Annotated in this window: 18 protein-coding genes; 17 read left to right on the top strand and 1 reads right to left on the bottom strand. The window is 40.4% G+C overall.

The window, feature by feature from the left end:
* Positions 1–718 precede the first annotated feature (718 nt).
* The 13 genes from B0182_RS15195 (at position 719) to B0182_RS08405 (ending at position 11,771) form a co-directional block, all read left to right on the top strand.
* Positions 719–1,114, top strand: a complete 396-nt coding sequence (locus B0182_RS15195) for a hypothetical protein (protein WP_078274511.1) — start codon at positions 719–721, stop codon at positions 1,112–1,114.
* A gap of 78 nt (positions 1,115–1,192) precedes the next feature.
* Positions 1,193–1,471 carry a hypothetical protein gene (locus tag B0182_RS08460; protein WP_078274510.1) on the top strand — a complete coding sequence of 93 codons (279 nt, stop codon included), beginning with the start codon at positions 1,193–1,195 and terminating at the stop codon, positions 1,469–1,471.
* A gap of 315 nt (positions 1,472–1,786) precedes the next feature.
* A complete protein-coding gene (locus B0182_RS08455; RefSeq protein WP_078274509.1) occupies positions 1,787–2,071 on the top strand; it encodes a sel1 repeat family protein in 285 nt (94 codons plus the stop codon).
* 450 nt (positions 2,072–2,521) lie between these two features.
* Positions 2,522–2,914: a hypothetical protein gene (locus B0182_RS08450; RefSeq protein ID WP_078274508.1), complete on the top strand. Its 393-nt coding sequence runs from the start codon at positions 2,522–2,524 to the stop codon at positions 2,912–2,914.
* Between the two features lie 49 nt (positions 2,915–2,963).
* Complete coding sequence (locus B0182_RS08445) at positions 2,964–3,365, top strand: hypothetical protein (protein ID WP_078274507.1); 402 nt, start codon at positions 2,964–2,966, stop codon at positions 3,363–3,365.
* Between the two features lie 66 nt (positions 3,366–3,431).
* Positions 3,432–3,749 (top strand): hypothetical protein, encoded by a 318-nt coding sequence (locus tag B0182_RS08440; RefSeq protein ID WP_078274506.1) that lies wholly within the window; start codon positions 3,432–3,434, stop codon positions 3,747–3,749.
* Between the two features lie 79 nt (positions 3,750–3,828).
* The gene (locus B0182_RS08435; protein WP_078274505.1) at positions 3,829–5,394 is read left to right on the top strand and encodes a calcium-binding protein; all 1,566 of its coding nucleotides are present in this window, start codon (positions 3,829–3,831) and stop codon (positions 5,392–5,394) included.
* Complete coding sequence (locus tag B0182_RS15325) at positions 5,367–5,510, top strand: hypothetical protein (RefSeq protein ID WP_158079667.1); 144 nt, start codon at positions 5,367–5,369, stop codon at positions 5,508–5,510. The genes B0182_RS08435 and B0182_RS15325 overlap by 28 nt, the downstream gene beginning before the upstream one ends.
* A 265-nt stretch (positions 5,511–5,775) precedes the next feature.
* Positions 5,776–6,423: a hypothetical protein gene (locus tag B0182_RS08425; RefSeq protein ID WP_078274503.1), complete on the top strand. Its 648-nt coding sequence runs from the start codon at positions 5,776–5,778 to the stop codon at positions 6,421–6,423.
* 391 nt (positions 6,424–6,814) lie between these two features.
* A complete protein-coding gene (locus B0182_RS15190; RefSeq protein ID WP_264675998.1) occupies positions 6,815–6,949 on the top strand; it encodes a hypothetical protein in 135 nt (44 codons plus the stop codon).
* 414 nt (positions 6,950–7,363) lie between these two features.
* Complete coding sequence (locus B0182_RS08415; protein WP_078274501.1) at positions 7,364–7,648, top strand: SEL1-like repeat protein; 285 nt, start codon at positions 7,364–7,366, stop codon at positions 7,646–7,648.
* Positions 7,632–8,030, top strand: a complete 399-nt coding sequence (locus B0182_RS08410) for a hypothetical protein (RefSeq protein ID WP_078274500.1) — start codon at positions 7,632–7,634, stop codon at positions 8,028–8,030. Before B0182_RS08415 ends, B0182_RS08410 begins: the two co-directional genes overlap by 17 nt.
* A 120-nt stretch (positions 8,031–8,150) precedes the next feature.
* A complete protein-coding gene (locus tag B0182_RS08405; protein ID WP_158079664.1) occupies positions 8,151–11,771 on the top strand; it encodes a putative Ig domain-containing protein in 3,621 nt (1,206 codons plus the stop codon).
* Positions 11,772–12,046: 275 nt separating this feature from the next.
* Here the strand turns inward: B0182_RS08405 and miaB are convergent, their stop codons facing one another.
* Positions 12,047–13,549, bottom strand: coding sequence for a tRNA (N6-isopentenyl adenosine(37)-C2)-methylthiotransferase MiaB (miaB, locus tag B0182_RS08400; RefSeq protein WP_078274498.1), 1,503 nt, complete (start codon positions 13,547–13,549; stop codon positions 12,047–12,049).
* Between the two features lie 298 nt (positions 13,550–13,847).
* Between miaB and pstS the strand changes: the two genes are divergently transcribed.
* The 4 genes from pstS to pstB all read left to right on the top strand — a co-directional run bounded on the left by pstS (position 13,848) and on the right by pstB (position 18,338).
* A complete protein-coding gene (gene pstS / locus B0182_RS08395; RefSeq protein WP_078274497.1) occupies positions 13,848–14,987 on the top strand; it encodes a phosphate ABC transporter substrate-binding protein PstS in 1,140 nt (379 codons plus the stop codon).
* A 259-nt stretch (positions 14,988–15,246) separates the two neighbouring features.
* Positions 15,247–16,218: a phosphate ABC transporter permease subunit PstC gene (pstC, locus tag B0182_RS08390; protein ID WP_078274496.1), complete on the top strand. Its 972-nt coding sequence runs from the start codon at positions 15,247–15,249 to the stop codon at positions 16,216–16,218.
* Between the two features lie 188 nt (positions 16,219–16,406).
* Complete coding sequence (gene pstA, locus B0182_RS08385) at positions 16,407–17,324, top strand: phosphate ABC transporter permease PstA (RefSeq protein WP_410173924.1); 918 nt, start codon at positions 16,407–16,409, stop codon at positions 17,322–17,324.
* 138 nt (positions 17,325–17,462) lie between these two features.
* Entirely contained in the window at positions 17,463–18,338 is an 876-nt protein-coding gene (pstB, locus tag B0182_RS08380) for a phosphate ABC transporter ATP-binding protein PstB (protein WP_078274495.1), read from the top strand.
* The last annotated feature ends 82 nt before the right edge of the window (positions 18,339–18,420 follow it).

The raw sequence follows: 18,420 nt of genomic DNA, 5'->3' as shown, positions 1-18,420 counted from the left end.
TGGCGACCTAGATGGTACTTGGGATATTATTTGGTTTATCATTTGGTTGCTTTTTGCTTTTCTAGTATTACTGCTGCGGCTATTTGAAGCAGGTTGTGCGTAGCGACAATCTAATGGTTGGTTTGGAAGATTGATTGGTTGGGCATTTGGTTTGTTTCACTTGCTTTTTGCATTTTTAACTTTTGCTATTGGCGTGGTGATTATTTTATGGATTTTGTATAACAAGCCTCTTTCCAAGCTAAGCATAAGTCCTTATAAATACTAGGGTTAAAGTTTTTAAAAATTGACAAAAATGTGGGTTTGAAAAGAAGACCGTAGGTTGGATTGAGGCACGAAACCTAACAATTTCAAGATTTAAACCGTTTGGTTTCACTATCATTCAACCCAACCTACGAGCTCTAATACAGCTGTTCAAAGCATTGTATTAAGGCATCGTTTTATTGAAAATTTCTTTGGCACATTAACGATAGCTGAGCAAAATAATGGGTGTGTTAAGACCAGTATGATTCTAGACCTATTCTCTGATGGTTCTGCAATGTTTTCGAAGATTGTTAGTTTACTGAGACTGAGCCCGTTAGGTGTAGCACTTAATGTCTTTGCAACCAGCCTTGCGACAATTAGTAATGCAATGAACGAACTCGAATTAGAGAGCTAGACGCATGTAGATAGAATTCTTGATATAGTTGCAAATGCCATCGTAAACATTAAAGACAAAATGATGGAGGCAGTTTCTGTAATATTTGATGAACTCATTCCCGAAGATTACAAATTCTGGTCGGACGACACCCTTGATCTTATCGGTACAGATGGCGATGATAATTTTTCTTCATTTTCTGTTTATCTGCATGATCACCCTCGTGTTATCTTTGCGGGTGGTGGTAATGACATCCTATACGGCGATGACAATCACGACATGCTACATGGCGGAACTGGTAATGATACATTCTTTGGCGATGAAGGCAACGACACTCTAATCGACACCGAAGGCTACGACACCTACCACATCAAAGACCACGACACCATCTTTGATGCTGACGGCAAAGGCAAAATCTTATTTGATGATAAGCAATTACCCAAGATCTTTAATACCAGCCAATATTTATATGCAATATAAAGATATTTCATATAAATATTGATTGAATAATGAGTAAATATCTGTACAATATCAATTATTAACAACTAATTTTTCTTTATGAGCTATCCAATATTTGACGGTAATGAACTTACCAAAAAACAACTCATTGCAGGCTATTTGATGGCAGGCATTCCTTTGTTCTTTGGATTTTATATGGCAGTTTGGGGTTTTGGTCAGATTGCAGACAAAAAAGCAAAGAATCCTGATAATTTGATAAGAGGGTGTATGTATTATGATGGTACCAGTAAAACAAAATCTGGTGGAGAGTATCATCATTTAATTATTGATGGAATAGCAAGCGATACATTTAAGGCATATACCAATGCTTTTGACTGACATATTAACAATATAGGCTTTAAGCATATAGGAGAATTTGATGATTATATAAAAAAATCCATCTCAATGTCATCTAGTTAGCACATCAAACTAGATTTTATATTGTTTAAAAAAGTTTTTGTCTATGACTACCATAGAGCCCGTAGGTTGAGATACGAAACCCAACATTTTCAATTCAAATTCCAAAATATCAGACATCGCCATCGCTTTTTATTTAGCCCACCAACCATCATATTTTTGTAAACACACTAAAAAATACCTGTAAACAACCATTGCTGGTGCTACAATCGCTAAAATTTATAAAAAAATCCCATTATGTCTGACAATCTCAAACACTATAAATCTCTATTAGAACAAATTTCCACCAACCCAACCATTATTACACAGCTAGAAATGATGGCAGAAAATGGTGATGGTGAGCTGACCTATATTTTAGGCTGGTGCTATTTTAAAGGTGAATACCTACCCAAAGATTTTGCTAAAAGTCTATACTGGCTAGAAAAAGCCAAAATACTCGGCGATGACAGAGCTGAAGAGCTGATGGTGTATTGTCGGTTTTTGCAGATAGCGGAGTGGTCGAGAGATGACAGAAGAAATTAAAGAACAAACCACCAAAAAACAAAAAATTTCAGCAAGTGAAATGTTCGGTTGTGTTTTGGCTGTTTTGAGTATATATTTTCTGATATACTTTTTTTAGCAAAACCCATCGCAATACTCAAATCCTTTAATTCAGACAATATATTAGAGGGTTGTCTGTATTATGAGGGTATTGGTAATAAAAATAATACCATATATTCTATTGATGGCGGAGCAATGGAAAGTTATTTTATGTATGTTAAGAGCTTTCCCTATGCTAAAAAGAACACAAGCTTTAGGCAAAGAAATCATTGCTACAAAGTTCAGTATATTGTAGTAGATTTCGGTCCATTTACAGATTTTCCTCTTTTAAATCGTTATTTTATTTATGACTACATCGGCGAATAAGGAGCCAATATGAGTAATCAAATTCAAGATTTATTTTATTTTTGTATAAGAGGAGATTGACGACCAATGGAGCAAGATTCCAATAAGAAATATGACCTAACATTAGCAGAAAAGGTAGTTGCCTATTTTTTTATTGCTTTATCTGCATATTTTGCAATATATCTTTTTGCCGCAAAACCCATCGCAATACTCAAATCCTTTAATTCAGACAATATATTAGAAGGGTGTTTGTATTATGAGGGTATTGGTGCTAAATTTATGGTTAAGGGTCATATTGATGGTAAATCAGATATGATATACAATATGACTATCAAAAGATTCCCTTATGCCAAAAAAAGCTTTAGTTTTAACCAAAGAAATCACTGCTACAAAGTTCGATATATTGTAATAGATTTCGGTCCATTTACAGATTTTCCCCTTTTAAATCAATATTTTATTTATGACTACATCGGCGAATAAGGAGCCAATATGAGTAATCAAATTCAAGATTTTTATAGGATGGAGGAATATGACAGAAGAAATTGAAGAAAAAACCACCAAAAAACAAAAAATCTCAGCAAGTGAAATGTTCGGTTGTGTTTTGGCTGTTTTGAGTATATATTTTCTGGTATGCTTTTTTTTAGCAAAGCCCATTGCCATTATCAAATCTTTTGATTCAGATAATATACTGGAAGGGTGTTTGTATTATAAGGGTATTGGAAACAAAAACTCAAAAATATTTTCTATTAACGGCAGTAGGAATGAGTTATATTCTATGTACGTTAAGAGTTTTCCCTATGCTAAAAAGAACACAAGCTTTAGGCAAAGAAATCATTGCTACAAAGTTCAGTATATTGTAGTGGATTTTAGTCCTTTTATGGACATTCCATATTTTAATCGTTATTTTATTTATGACTACATCGGCGAATAAGGAGCCAATATGAGTACTCAAGTTCAAGATTTTATTGTTAGTTGTTGCAGATAGTAAAGGCAAAAAATGAATGAAGAGCAAAAACCACCACCCCATAGAAATGAGATATTGTTTCAATATCTTATGTTGTTTTTTTGTATTTGTCTTGGCTTTGTGACTCTAATGGGAAAACCGATCGCCATATACAAATCAAAAAATCCTGATAATATTTTGCAAGGGTGTTTGTATTATACAGGGGCAAATTTCAAAGGTACGCTTATGGGGCGTATCAATAATGAAAAACAGAGTCCATTGAGTGATATGCACATTGATTCTTTTCCGCAAAACAAAAAAAAGTACCATACCGTGAGTTTTACTGCTACAATGTTAAATATATTATTGTAGATTTTAATATTTTTACTAATCACAGTTTTTTTAAACGATACTACATATATGATTATGTAGATTATTAATGAGGTGTAATATGAGCAATCAAATCCGAACTAGCCTAAATAACCAAAAAGGCACTGCCGTAACAGGCAATCAGCTACTAACTGCAACCAACGGTATGAACAATCTATGGAGTGCCTTAAATAACTACAATACTGGAGATGAGGCTGAGGCTATACGGTCTGTATTTTTGGCGGTTTTTAGCATTACCGAAAATTTCCGTACCGTCATTGAAAATAGCAAATCTCCAACCCTTAAAAAATATGGTGGCGTCATCTCTCATCTAGCAGAAACTGTCATACTTGGCGATAGACTAATTGAAAACCTAAATAAATATTGGGATTATCGTGATTTTAATGAAGTAGAAGATTCTGACAAAAATGGTGCTAAGTACAACAACGGTATGATTCCAGTTGCCAATATTTTAGATGTTAAATCTGACATTCTTGCTTTATCCAAAAAGGTGCTAGATATTATTGATGTTCTTGATAGCGTAACAGGAAAACTTGTTACACCTTATTCTATTGCCTTAGATGTTGTAGCTGTATTAATTACTGCGGTCAGTAATAGCATTGGAACTCGTGTTACAAATCATGAAAAGCTTATGCAATTAGACCAACAGTATAGTCATTTGACAGTTAATGAGAAGAAAGCCTTGCAGCAAAAATGGCTTGATGAAAATCATTCAATTCACAAAGATGAGTTTTCTTTTGGCGAGGTCTTTGGTGAAGCGTTTTTAACCACTCTAACCAGTTGGGGCACTCTAACTGCTGTCTTTGAACAGGTGTTGGGTAATATCGTCCCTGATGGTCTCAACCCATTTGAAACCCCTAACGATATAGATTTGATAGGAACAGCAGATAATGATGTCATTGATGCGGACAGTTGGTTTGATGATGCCTATCGTATTTATGGACATAGTGGTAATGATACCTTGATTGGTGGCGATCATAATGATAAGATTTTGGGCGGAACTGGCAATGATATTATTAATGGCAAAGAGGGAGATGATAAACTAGATGGTGCCGAAGGCTACGACACCTACCACATCAAAGACCGTGATACCATCTATGACAAAGATGGTAAAGGCAAAATCCTATTTGATGGCAAGCAACTCCCCAAAGACTTTATTCTAAAAGACGGCACATCGGGCATATGGGAAGCCAAAGACAATCAAGGAAATGTACTCTATACCGCCATCAAAGGTGCCAATGATTTATTAATTACTTCTACCAATTCTCCTGCTGACAGCGTTACCATCAAAGACTTCTTTAATATCGCCATCGCCAATGGCACGACATACACCGCATTGTCTATTAATTTAGGCCACAGTCAAGAAGACATTGATAAAAATCGCACCTACACCATCAAAGCCATTGATGGTTTTCTATCGCATATAGGTACAGGTGCTTTTCCTGCTCAGTACTTAGACATCTATGGTTCAAACAAGACTGACACCATCTTTGGCACAGGCAGAAAATACCTAAACATCGATGCAGGCGATGGGCATGACCTGATATTCGGTGGCGATATGGCGGATGTTATCAGAGGTGGGGCGGATAATGATGTTATATCAGGTCGCCCATCTATTATGAACTAAGAGACCCAACCGACCCAGAAATACCCAAAGAAGACCATGATCTGCTTATCGGCGGAGAGGGTAACGACCTGATTGCAGGCGGTATTGGCGATGACATTATTTTGGGTGGATCATGAGTATAAGTCAAATGGTAAAACACCGATACATACCGACTCAAATAATCCCAACAACACCCATAACAACAAAAAAGGCGATCGGGCATTGGGCGGACGAGGTGATGATGTGATATTGGGGGATGGGTATATAAGGTTTTGGCAACAGTCAAAGACTATTTTTAAATTGAGTTAAAGAAACAAAAATCTGATAAATTCTCTAACAATATATTGACAATGTATTTTTGCTATGTTAGATTAAAAAAATGTTTAAACATATGTACCAAAAATGCCCCACTCTCACGACACCATCCAAGATTGGCTTGTTTCTAATCGTCTTTATGAAGACAATCTGTTTTATTATGCTCTTATCATCTGTTTTTGGTTCTTTATCGGATTTGCTTTTCTTGGCTTTGAGCTAGAAGGATTTAGCTTACAGCAAAATTTGTTCTTTAACTTCATCTATTATCTTATCATCTGTGCTTGTATGGCACTTTGTCCTGTTTGGTTTAAGCTATTTTTTGGGAAAACACATACTGCCAAACGAGAGCAAGAATTACACGCCCATCTTGATGAACTAGATGATGAGGACAGACAAGAAGTCATAGACTACCTAACCCAAACAGGAGGTCTTGCCATGCGACCTATCCAAAGGTGGGCATTGGTGTTTTTGGGGTCATACTTTTTATTTGAAGTATTCTTTATTTCGGCATGGGTGAAGGAGATGGCACTGGTGTGGCAACCTGATTGGGTGATGGGGATTGTGGAATGGGTGAGGGGGAATACCAATTTACCACCATTGAATGTGGATAGGAAGTTGTTTGACTTAGATATTGGGTTATCAAGCGACAAGATTTTGCATACAATGTATGAATCGGAAACCGAATTTTTGGATTCTGAATTTGGCAAATCAGCCCTTTTATTTCATTTTTTTTAGATTTATTAATGTTCCATTAATTTTTATATCGATACACATGTTATTATATAGATCAATTGGTTGGAGTGGCATAAATCGGTTTAAGGTAAAAGAAGAATACCGAAATTTATGCGATTTGTTAAAATCTTATTTATGGGTTTCGTTTTTGGCGTTTTTTTGTGTTCTAATGATTGTTGGCACTATTTTGCTAATTCAAAGCTTGGAAATTTCTGCTAGAATGTCCATGAATATAGTGATATGGATTGATAGCTTTTATTTGAATTTTTGTTTTGTGTTTGCTGTCATTAGTGTCCTTATACTTATTTCATGGCTTAAAATGAGTAAAAAACTTATTTTAAATATTATTAATTTTATCAAACAGTTCTTTCAACCAACCTAACGAGGTATTTTTATGAGTAATTTAACTGGTCTAGCAGATGCTTTCTTTATTGAAGAAGCAAGAAAAATTCTTGAAAAACATTCATTTGGTTCTGTAACCGACAAAGAGGGCTATGAAAAAGTTTGGGAAGCCCGTAGGTTGGGTTGAGTTTACGAAACCCAACATTTTAAGTTCAAGTCCTGAATTTGTTGGGTTTCACTATCGTTCAACCCAGCCTACGAGCTGTTTTTGATTTGAATATTGTTTATTTATTCTTTATGATATTTGTAATGTTGTTTATTGGTTGGGTTTATATGATTATAGACTTAGGTTTGTCTTTTATTAACTTTATCAAGAGGTTTTTCCTATGAGTAGTAATGGTCAAAATTTTGAGTTTTCAGCCCGTAGGTTGGGTTGAGGTACGAAACCCAACATTTTCAATTCAAATTCCAAAATATCAGACATTGCCATCGCTTTTTATTTAACCCACCAACCATCATATTTTTGTAAACACACTAAAAAATACTTGTAAACAACCATTGCTGGCGCTACAATCGCTAAAATTTATAAAAAAATCCCATTATGTCTGATAATCTTAAGCATTACAAATCTCTATTAGAACAAGTTTCCACCAACCCCACCATTATTACACAGCTAGAAATGATGGCAGAAAATGATGATGGTGAGCTGACCTATATTTTGGGTTGGTGCTATTTTAAAGGTGAATACTTACCCAAAGACCTTACCAAAAGTATGTACTGGCTAGAAAAAGCCAAAACGCTCGGTGATGACAGAGCAGAAGAGCTGATGGTGTATTGTCGGTTTTTGCAGATAGCGGAGTGGTCGAGAGATGACAGAAAAAATTGAAGAAGCCAAAGAAGTTGGTATCAAAGATAAAATTTTTACTTGTTTTGCTTATCTATTGATATTATACAGCTTATTTTTTGTTTTTGGACTAAAGCCCTATGTTGTTTTTAAGGCAAAAAATCCTGATAACTTAATACAGGGTTGTTTATATTTTTATGGTTATAGTAGTAATTTTCAGCCCATCGGAGGGATTAGTGTAGATGGATTTACCGCAGGTGCTCGGACTGTCTCTATCAAAGAATTTCCCGCAAACAAGAAGTACCACTTGATACTTCAAAGAAACCCCGAACGTGACACAACACAGTGTCATAGAGTAACTTATGTTAAGGTCTTTGTTGGCTATACAACTTTTCATTTTCCTTATGATTTTATTGATTATTAACCAAACGAGGTAAAGACTATGTCAAAAACCGTTAAAGATTCATTGAATGAATCAGCCGTTCCAACATCAACTCTTTCGTTGATGAAAAATGTAAACCATATCAATAATTTATGGTCTATTATGAATAACACAACTTCCAGTACTGGCGACGGTGTTGAAGCTGGAAGATCTGTGATTTTGGTAGCATTGGATATCATTAGTGACTTTTCAAAAAATACAAAACTTGAAGCGGTTGCAGATGTATCACAAGCACTAATCATTGGACATAGATTGGTAAAAAATCTTGATATTTATTGGGATTATAGAGATTTTAATGAGGTGGTTGACACGAACGGAAACAAGGCTTTTTACAACAAAGGTCTTATTCCAAAAAATGTTATTGCCGATGTGATGGCGGATGTTGTTACACTATCAAAAACCATTGGTGAAGTGGTTGCTGATATTAGAAAAATAGCAGGAAAACTTGTTACACCAGCTTCTCTTGCGATGGATGTGGTATCCACATTATTTACGGTTATAAGCAATACAATAGCCTCCACAATCACAGCTCATGAAAAGCTTGGTCTAAATGCTGAGGTATATCTTAATTTAACAAAAGAACAAAAAGAAGCATTACAGCAACAGTGGGCAGATGATGAAAGATTTTCCATTCACAAAGATGAGTTTTCTTTTGGTGAATTATTTGGTAAGGCATTTTTAACCGCTCTAACCAGTTGGAGTACCCTAACCGCTGTCTTTGAACAGGTATTGGGTAATATCGTCCCTGACGGTCTCAACCCATTTGAAACCCCTAATGATATAGATTTATTAGGATCAGCAGATAATGATGTCATTGATGCTGACAGTTGGTTTGATGATGCTTATCGTATTTATGGCAATGCAGGTAACGATACCTTAATTGGTGGCGACCATAATGATAAGATTTTGGGCGGAACTGGCAATGATATTATTAATGGCAAAGAGGGAGATGATAAACTAGATGGTGCCGAAGGCTTTGACACCTACCACATCAAAGACCACGACACCCTCTTTGATTCTGACGGCAAAGGACGCATTCTCTTCAACAACCAACAACTCCCCAAAGACTTTATTCTAAAAGACGGCACATCAGGCATATGGGAAGCCAAAGACAATCAAGGAAATGTACTCTATACCGCCATCAAAGGTGCCAATGATTTATTAATTACTTCTACCAATTCTCCTGCTGACAGCGTTACCATCAAAGACTTCTTTACCACCGCCACCATCACAGGCGACAACCACAATGTTTATTCCGCCCTTTCTCTTGTCTTAGCAGACAGTAAAGAAGATGCTGACACACATGGTGTCTATACCATCAAGACCAATGACACATTGCATTCAACTGTTCATATCAATGGCTTTATTTCTAATAACATCGCTGTGATGGGTTCTGATAAAGTGGACTTTATCAATGCACTGGGGGCTGACAAACGCCTTGATATAGACACACAAGGGGGTAATGATGTGATTTATGGCGGCGATGGTCATGATATCTTAAAAGGGGGTGATGGCAATGATGTGATTTATGGCTCTGCAGTCTTTTATGATTTTGAACCCAAAGACAGTCAAAGGCTACCTAAGCCAAAACAAGACAAAGAGGGTAATTTAATTGGGGTGGATAAAGATATTATTATTGGTGGCATGGGAAGAGATTTGATTGCAGCAGGGATTGGGGATGATGTGATTTGGGTGGACAATGAACAAGCAGAGTCTAATAACACCCATAACAATGACAAAGGAGACTGGGCATTAGGCGGACAAGGAAGTGATGTGATTTATGGGGGAGCAAATAAAGACTTTTTACAAGGTGGGGCGGATAATGATTATGTGTATGGCGGTGGTGGCGATGATGTGATATTGGGGGATGGGCATATAAGGTTTGGCATAAAAAATCAAGTGCTACGCAGTGATAATCAGATTTTAAGCATAGAGCATACCTACGACCAAGTCAATCACAAAGAAAACACTCTAAAACAAAAAACCGCAAATTTACAAGACTACAAAACCTTTGAATGGAACATTCAAGTAGAGACTGACAAAATGGATTATCTCTTAACCAAACAAAAAGACATTGCTTTGGCAAATAATTACCATCTTTTAGACGAATCATACAAACACAATGCCAATGACTTTTTGTACGGCGGCAAGGGAGACGACCTTATCATCGGTCAATATGGCAATGATTATCTAGATGGTGGTGAGGGTGATGACATCCTATGGGGTGATGATAACAGAGATGAGAATATTGAAGGGAATGACACGCTAAAAGGCGGTGCAGGACGAGATAGGCTAATTGGTGGCAAAGGCAATGATGCGTATGTGTTTGACCTAAAAGACCTAGCCAAAAGCGGGGCGGATGACAAAACCATCATTGACAGTGATAATAGTGGCATCATCAAAATCAATCATTATGATCTAACAGGCACACAGTTTTTTAAATCCGCCAATGCCAGCAACCTCTACCAAAGCAATGATGGCAAATTTGACTTGATAAGATACGATAACGGCAACTACAGCCTATTAAGCAAAGACTTCAACGCCTCCATTGCCATCGAAAACACCCCCACCACAAAAGATGGCGACAATGACATCTTGCTAGGCATGATACTAAAAGAAACCAAAAACACCGCTCCCATCGTTCATAATCCCGTCTCTGACCAGATGGTGTTGGCAGAGCGAGACATCGCACTCGGTCTTGGCGAGGTATTCTTCGATGCCGATGGTGATGAGCTGACGTATAGTATCCAAGGGGCGGATGGACTGCATTTTGACCCTGCTACGAAGATGCTAACAGGCAAAGCACCTGATAAAGGGGTATTTAACATCACATTGACCGCCACCGACCCCAAGGGCGAGCATGCCAATACCAGCTTCACATTAAGAGTAAATGAACGGCCAACGCTCGTCTCTGCCTTGACTCTACCGCTTGTGCTAAGCCAAGATGATGCCATGATGCAGATAGGTCTAGATAAGCTGTTTGTTGATAACGATGGTGATGCGTTAAGTTATTCGCTATCGGCAAATTCTTTGAGCGGTATCTACATTGACAACAATCATCTCATCATAGACCCTGCAACCACAGAGATTGGCATGCATGACATTATCATAACAGCGACAGACAGCTTCGGTCAGAGTGTCAGTACCAATACCAGCTTTACCATCAAAGGCAGTGAGCCCATCGTGATGCCAGAGCCTGCTCTGCCCATCACGCCAACGCCCGACCCCATCACTGTTGGTAAGCGATATGTGGGCAAGCTCGGTGCTGATGATATTGTGGGTGATGATAAAGCCAATACCATGAATGGTCTGACAGGAGATGATGTCCTAAGTGGCGGTCGTGGTAATGACACGCTCATCGGTGGATTTGGTCATGATACCTTAATTGGCGGACTCGATAACGACCTGCTTATCGGTGGCTATGGCAATGATACTTATCTGTATCACAAAGGCGATGGTCTGGACACGATTCGTGATGTTGGTGGGTTGGATATCTTAAAGATTTCGGGGCTGACGCTGTCTGATTTGGGCTTTGCCAAACAGGGCAATCATCTGTTTATCGATGTCAAGCAAAATGATGATGGCATTATTATTGAAGATTATTTCAAATCAGGCAGTATTATACCAAGCCAAAAATCACCCCCCAACATAGAGCGTATCTACATCAATGATAAGTTTGTCGGGCATGATGAGATTATCAAGATGGCGGATGTGATTATTTAAGGTTTAAGGCTAAGAATGTTAAAAAAGAGTGTTTAATAACACTCTTTTTTCTAGTCTGCTGATGGCGGATTGTGCTGATTGGGGTGTGCCTGCCTTTGGTATTTGCATGAAAGATGAGATTTAGCCATTTTCATGCAAAATTGGTTAAAATTGTCAAATTTTCATCTTATCTTATAAAAATGTCATCAATGGCAGGCACGCCCTAATACGCCTAAAAACTTAACATGATGTATTTGTCATAAATACACCAATCTTAGTATCTTATCTATTGTCCATTATCCTAATACCGCCATCATTTCACCTTCTACCAAATGCATACTAATCGCCTTATCAATGCGGACATTGACAAATTTACCCAGTAGCTCATCACCGCCACGAAAAATCACCGAACGGGTGTTGTCGGCTGTGCCGTGCAAATAGCCATCTTTGCGGTTGGCACGTTCTTCGACCAGCACTCGCACGGTCTGTCCGACCATCGCTCGGGTCTTGGCAAAGGTGGAATCCTTGATGACTTCCTGAAAAGTCGCCAATCGCTCTTTTTTGGTCTCAAAGCTGACATTGTCAGGCAAATCAGAGGCAGGCGTACCAGGGCGTTTTGAGTAGATAAAGCTGTATGAGTGGTCAAAATCTAGCTCTTTGGCAAGATTTAGCGTGTCGGCAAAGTCTTCATCGGTCTCATTAGGAAAGCCGATGATAAAGTCGCTGGATAAATGCAAATCAGGTCGAATGGCTTTTAGTTTGTTGATTTGATTGATATAAATGTCAATGGTGTGATTGCGTTTCATCGCTTGCAAAATGGCGTTAGAGCCAGATTGGACAGGCAAGTGTAAATGCGAGACGAGTTTGGGGATATGCCGATAAGCGTCAATGATGTCATCGGTGAACTCTAAGGGGTGGCTTGTGGTGTAGCGAATGCGTTCAATGCCGTCAATGTGGGCGACATAGTGCAAAAGTTCACTAAATCGGCAAATCGTGCCGTCATCTTTCTCGCCCCGATAGCCATTGACGTTTTGCCCTAATAGGTTAATTTCACGCACGCCTTGTTCGGCAAGTGCGTCAATCTCGGCAAGCACGTCATCGAGCGGACGAGACAGCTCTTCGCCACGAGTATAAGGCACGACACAAAACGAGCAGTATTTTGAACAGCCTTCCATGATAGAGACAAATGCCTTGTAGCCTTCGACCTTTGGCTCGGGCAAAAAGTCAAATTTCTCAATGCTAGGAAATGACACATCAACCACGCCAATGCGAGTTTTGCCGTTTTTGGCGGTGTTGGTATATTCTCCGTTCAACGCTTTGGCACGCGCGGTCTTGGCGGTCAGTTCATCATACATCTGGGGTAGGCGGTGCAAGGTCTGAGGGCCAAAAACCATGTCCACATAGGGGGCACGTTTTTGGATATTATCGCCTTCTTGACTGGCGACACAGCCCCCCACGCCGATGACCAAATGGGGATTTTTATCTTTGAGTTTACGCCAGCGACCCAGCTCGGAGAATACCTTTTCTTGGGCTTTTTCACGGATAGAGCAGGTGTTCATGATAAGCACATCGGCTTCATTGATGTCATCGGTAACGATCATGCCATGAGAGTCGCCCAACACATCACCCATTTTTTGGCTGTCGTATTCGTTCATCTGACAGCCTTGGGTGGCGATAAAGACTTTTTTGGGGGCGGTTGGGTCTTTGGGTAATTGTTCTAAGTGAGACAAATCCAACTGCGATAGCGTGGGGGCGCGGGGTTTGGTGTCGGTTTTGGGATTAAAAGTAGCAACGGTCATGGTTTTCTCCAAGGGTTTGCCAAAGGGGGGATAAAGGGACTATTATAGCACATGGCAGTGGTATTTTGGAAAAATATGGCTTGCTCATTTGGCGGTTTATTCTTTTTTAAACTGTCAAAATGTTAAACTGTCAAATTGCTAATTTTACCCGTCCCATGCCCATCCCTTTTTACCCTGTCATAAAACTGTCATCAAACATTCACTAAGCTGTCATACAAACACGGCAAAATACGCACAGCGATTGTAAATTGCCATCTGCAAGCAGTCGCACCAATTTTCCCATTACATCGGAGTTTGTATGTCAGTTCAGTTATCTTTTACTCACAAACTGCTTGCTCTAAGCGTGGCAGGCGTATTTGCCCTAACAGGGTGCAATCAAAATACCCCCGCCGATGGCAAACCTGCCGAAACTGCCCTCGCTACCACCGCCCCCGCCCCAAGCACAGGCGAATTTGCTGAGCTAAAAATCACAGGGGTAGGGGCATCATTCCCACAGCCCATCTATGCCAAGTGGTCGGCTGATTTTAACTCTGCCACAGGCGGACAAGTCAATTACCAATCCATCGGCTCATCAGGCGGTATCAAGCAAATCAAAGAAAAAACCGTGGACTTTGGGGCATCGGACGCACCGCTTACCGTGGACGAGCTAAACGCTGACGCGCTGATTCAGTTCCCAACCGTGATTGGCGGTGTTGTGCCTGTCATCAATGTCGATGGCGTGAGTGCAGGGCAATTAAAGCTAGATGGCGACACGCTTGCCAAGATTTATCTGGGCAAAATCACCAAATGGAACGACCCTGCCATCACTGCCCTAAACGAAGGCGTAACCTTGCCTGACGCCAACATTACCACCGTGTTCCGCTCGGACGGCTCAGGCACGACCTTCAACTTCACCGACTATCTCACCAAAGTATCGCCCGACTGGGCAAGTGCAGTTGGCGTGGACAAAGCGGTCAAGTGGCCAACGTCCGCCACAGGTATGGGTGGTAAGGGCAATGACGGCGTGGCAAGCTACGTGGGGCGTGTCAAAAACTCCATCGGCTATGTGGAATACGCCTTTGCCAAACAAAACAACATGGCTCACGTCTCCTTAAAAAACGCCAAAGGCGAATTTGTCCAGCCATCGGCAGACAGCTTTGCAGCGGCAGGGGACATTGACTGGTCGGCAGAAGCAGGCTTTAACAAAGTGCTGACCAATTCGGACACGGCAGGGGCATGGCCGATTGCGGCGGCGACCTTTATCATCATCCACAAAAATCCCCAAAACCCCGAACAAGTCAAAGGCGTGCTTGAATTCTTTAATTGGGCGTATGCCAATGGCGATGACTCTGCCAAAGCCTTGGATTATGTGCCATTTAGCGACACGGCAGTCGGTCTATTTAAGGCAAGCTGGGCGGAAATCAGAGGGGCGGACGGTCAGCCGTTGTTTAATAAATAATGTGGATAAAAAATAAGGGCGGATATTTTCGCCCTTATGCCAAATTAAATTAGGTTAATTAAAAATATATAAATCGCAATTTAAAATAATTTGGAACTCATAATGTTTTAAATGATTAAAAACAAGTTAATATAACACAGGGCGAATGTGATTGCCTCTACAATTTTACAAAGTGATGTTAATAAAAATAGCCAATTTCCTAAATTATTTTGCATTACCATTTAAATAAATTTTAATTTAAAAATCAAAAAGGTCAATCATGACAACACACACCGCCCGTGCCGACAGCCTAAAAGGTCAATTAAACAAACAAAAAAAGCTAGACGCCATCTTTGTGCTTGCCACCAAATTTTTTGCCCTGCTTGTATTGTTGTCATTGGGTGGGATTTTGGCGTCTTTGGTGATTGGGGCGATTCCGAGTATGCAAGCCTTTGGACTAGGCTTTTATAGCAGTAGCGAATGGAATCCTGTGTCGGGCGAGTATGGGGCGTTGGCTCCGATTTATGGCACGCTTGTTACGTCATTTATCGCCATTTTGATTGCCGTGCCAGTGAGTTTTGGCATTGCGGTGTTTTTGACCGAGCTATGCCCAAAAATGCTCAAAAAACCCCTAAGCATCGCCATCGAGCTGTTGGCAGGCGTGCCGTCTATCATCTATGGGATGTGGGGCTTGTTTGTGTTTGCTCCGTGGTTTGGCGATAAGGTTCAGCCGTGGCTCATTCATCATTTGGGCGGATTGCCTGTGGTCGGCACGCTGTTTAATGGGGCTCCCATGGGCGTTGGGCTGTTTACCGCAAGCCTTGTCCTTGCCATCATGATTATTCCCTTTATCGCCGCCACCATGCGAGACGTGTTCGCTGTCGTACCTGACCTGCTAAAAGAATCCGCCTATGGCGTGGGGGCAACCACGTGGGAAGTTATGACCAAAATCGTTCTGCCCTACACCAAAGCAGGCGTGGTTGGCGGTGTGATTTTGGGGCTTGGGCGTGCGTTGGGCGAGACAATGGCGGTAACGTTTCTTATCGGCAACACCTTTAACATCACGCCCAGTATGTTTGCATCGGGGGTGTCCATCACGTCCGCCCTTGCCAATGAATTTGCCGAAGCGTCCAGCGAACTTCATTTATCATCGCTACTGCATTTAGGCTTAATCTTATTTGTCATCACCTTTATTGTTTTGTCAATTTCCAAAATTATGCTGATGAAAATTGATAAAAAGGCAGGGAAATAAGGTGATAAGATTAAAGGTAAGTTTTTAATTTTAAATAAATGTATTTTAAATAAAGTTGTAGGGGTGTGTTGCACACGCCCATTGCTAAGACTAATATGGTTGGGCGTGCAGAGTCAGCCTCTGCGGTGGTATATTTTGAAGTTAAACAAGGATACACCACCAACCCCAAAGGTTAAAAGAAGGTTATCATGGCCACACTCACGCACGAAAAGCCAACTGCCCCAACGCCCAAATTCCATGAGCGGATGAATGGCACGTTGTACCAAAAACGCAAATTCAAAAACGCCCTTGGCATCGGCTTTACCATGTCAGCGATGGTGTTTGGGCTGTTTTGGCTTGTTTGGATTTTGATTACGCTGTTTTCTCGTGGGGCGACAGGCTTTATGGAATTGCCCATTTTTACCGCCAACACCCCGCCCCCTGCCACCGTGGGCGGTCTCAAAAACGCCATTGTTGGATCGGCAATGCTTGTCTTTTCGGGGCTGTTTATCGGCACGCCTGTGGGACTCATGGCAGGGATTTATTTGGCGGAGTTTGCCGATAATGATGGCAAATTTGGGCGGACGCTTGGCGGTGTTACTCGTTTTTTAAATGACATTTTGCTGTCCGCTCCGAGTATCGTCATCAGTCTGTTTGTCTATGCTCTGATGGTTTCGGGCGGTCGGGGTTTTTCGGGTTGGGCAGGGGCGACCGCTTTGGCTCTTATCGTCATTCCTGTGGTCGTGCGTACCACCGAGAATATGCTCGCCCTTGTGCCAAATGCCCTACGAGAATCCGCCTACGCCCTAGGCACGCCCAAATATAAGCTCGTGGGACACGTTACCCTAAAATCCGCCAAAGCAGGCGTGATTACAGGCGTACTGCTTGCCTTTGCCCGTATCACAGGCGAGACCGCTCCGCTCTTATTTACCGCTTTGAATAACTTGTATTTTAGTATGGACATGAGTCAGACGATTGCCAATTTGCCAAATACGATTTATCAATTTTCTATGAATCCTGATATTACTTGGAATAAATTGGCGTGGTCGGCGGCACTCTTGATTACCCTTGCTGTCTTATCATTAAATGTCTTGGCAAGATTTATTGGCGGTAAGAAATATAAATAAGCGATTAAATAGGCATTGCAAAATTAAATGTATTTTGTCATTAAATAAATAAGGGCAAATATAATTTGCTCTTGTAAAATATAGCAAATGTTAGGTTGTTTTTTTAAAATTTTTTAATTGCCAATTAGGAAAAATCCCATGTCAGTATTATTAGAAAAACCCACCCAAACCCACACTTCATTTACCAATCATCAGGCAGATTTTATGACCCTAAACACCCCCATTGTAGATAACCATATTCGCCAAACCGACAAAGTCATTGTGCCAAAAATGGCGGTGCGTGAATTGGACTTTTATTATGGCGATTTTAAAGCCCTAAAAGGCATCAATTTAGACATTGCCGACAAAAAAGTAACGGCTTTCATTGGTCCCTCAGGCTGTGGCAAATCCACCTTGCTTCGCACGTTTAATAGAATGTATGATTTGTATCAAGGCATGAGAGCAGACGGGCAGATTATCCTAGATGGCGAGAATATTTTGGACAAATCGGTGGACGTAAACTTGCTCCGTGCCAGAGTGGGCATGGTGTTCCAAAAGCCCACGCCTTTTCCGATGTCCATTTATGACAATGTCGCCTTTGGGGTGAAACTCTACGAGAAGCTCTCAAAATCGGAGATGGACGACAGGGTAGAGTGGGCATTAAAAAAGTCCGCCCTATGGAATGAAGTCAAGGACAAGCTAAAAGCGTCAGGGCTGTCCTTATCAGGCGGACAACAGCAACGCCTATGTATCGCCCGTGCCGTGGCAACTCGCCCCGAAGTCCTGCTACTTGATGAGCCAACGTCTGCCCTTGACCCGATTAGCACAGGGGCGATTGAAGATTTGATTGATGATTTAAAAGAAGATTATACCATTGCCATTGTTACGCACAATATGCAACAAGCGGCACGCTGTTCTGATTATACCGCTTATATGTATTTGGGCGATATGATTGAAATGGGTGAGACCAAAGAGATATTTACCAATCCCAAACAAAAAGCCACCGAAGATTATATTACAGGGCGGTATGGTTGATTTGTTTTTATTTAAATACTGATTATAAAAATTTAACTTTAAAAAATGATTTTTGTTAAATGATTTTTTTAAAAAAAATACA

Source organism: Moraxella bovis, from assembly GCF_002014975.1.
Lineage (GTDB): Bacteria > Pseudomonadota > Gammaproteobacteria > Pseudomonadales > Moraxellaceae > Moraxella > Moraxella bovis.
Note: the sequence above shows the minus strand (reverse complement) of the source record. Positions and strands in the feature narration are given on the sequence as shown.

What these genes read in the sequence shown, in the direction of transcription:
- B0182_RS15195 (WP_078274511.1), top strand. Translation starts at nt 719, where the DNA reads ATGGAGGCAGTTTCTGTAATATTTGATGAACTCATTCCCGAAGATTAC.
- B0182_RS08460 (WP_078274510.1), top strand. Translation starts at nt 1,193, where the DNA reads ATGAGCTATCCAATATTTGACGGTAATGAACTTACCAAAAAACAACTC.
- B0182_RS08455 (WP_078274509.1), top strand. Translation starts at nt 1,787, where the DNA reads ATGTCTGACAATCTCAAACACTATAAATCTCTATTAGAACAAATTTCC.
- B0182_RS08450 (WP_078274508.1), top strand. Translation starts at nt 2,522, where the DNA reads ATGGAGCAAGATTCCAATAAGAAATATGACCTAACATTAGCAGAAAAG.
- B0182_RS08445 (WP_078274507.1), top strand. Translation starts at nt 2,964, where the DNA reads ATGACAGAAGAAATTGAAGAAAAAACCACCAAAAAACAAAAAATCTCA.
- B0182_RS08440 (WP_078274506.1), top strand. Translation starts at nt 3,432, where the DNA reads ATGAATGAAGAGCAAAAACCACCACCCCATAGAAATGAGATATTGTTT.
- B0182_RS08435 (WP_078274505.1), top strand. Translation starts at nt 3,829, where the DNA reads ATGAGCAATCAAATCCGAACTAGCCTAAATAACCAAAAAGGCACTGCC.
- B0182_RS08425 (WP_078274503.1), top strand. Translation starts at nt 5,776, where the DNA reads ATGCCCCACTCTCACGACACCATCCAAGATTGGCTTGTTTCTAATCGT.
- B0182_RS15190 (WP_264675998.1), top strand. Translation starts at nt 6,815, where the DNA reads ATGAGTAATTTAACTGGTCTAGCAGATGCTTTCTTTATTGAAGAAGCA.
- B0182_RS08415 (WP_078274501.1), top strand. Translation starts at nt 7,364, where the DNA reads ATGTCTGATAATCTTAAGCATTACAAATCTCTATTAGAACAAGTTTCC.
- B0182_RS08410 (WP_078274500.1), top strand. Translation starts at nt 7,632, where the DNA reads ATGACAGAAAAAATTGAAGAAGCCAAAGAAGTTGGTATCAAAGATAAA.
- B0182_RS08405 (WP_158079664.1), top strand. Translation starts at nt 8,151, where the DNA reads ATGAATAACACAACTTCCAGTACTGGCGACGGTGTTGAAGCTGGAAGA.
- miaB (WP_078274498.1), bottom strand. Translation starts at nt 13,549, where the DNA reads ATGACCGTTGCTACTTTTAATCCCAAAACCGACACCAAACCCCGCGCC.
- pstS (WP_078274497.1), top strand. Translation starts at nt 13,848, where the DNA reads ATGTCAGTTCAGTTATCTTTTACTCACAAACTGCTTGCTCTAAGCGTG.
- pstC (WP_078274496.1), top strand. Translation starts at nt 15,247, where the DNA reads ATGACAACACACACCGCCCGTGCCGACAGCCTAAAAGGTCAATTAAAC.
- pstA (WP_410173924.1), top strand. Translation starts at nt 16,407, where the DNA reads ATGGCCACACTCACGCACGAAAAGCCAACTGCCCCAACGCCCAAATTC.
- pstB (WP_078274495.1), top strand. Translation starts at nt 17,463, where the DNA reads ATGTCAGTATTATTAGAAAAACCCACCCAAACCCACACTTCATTTACC.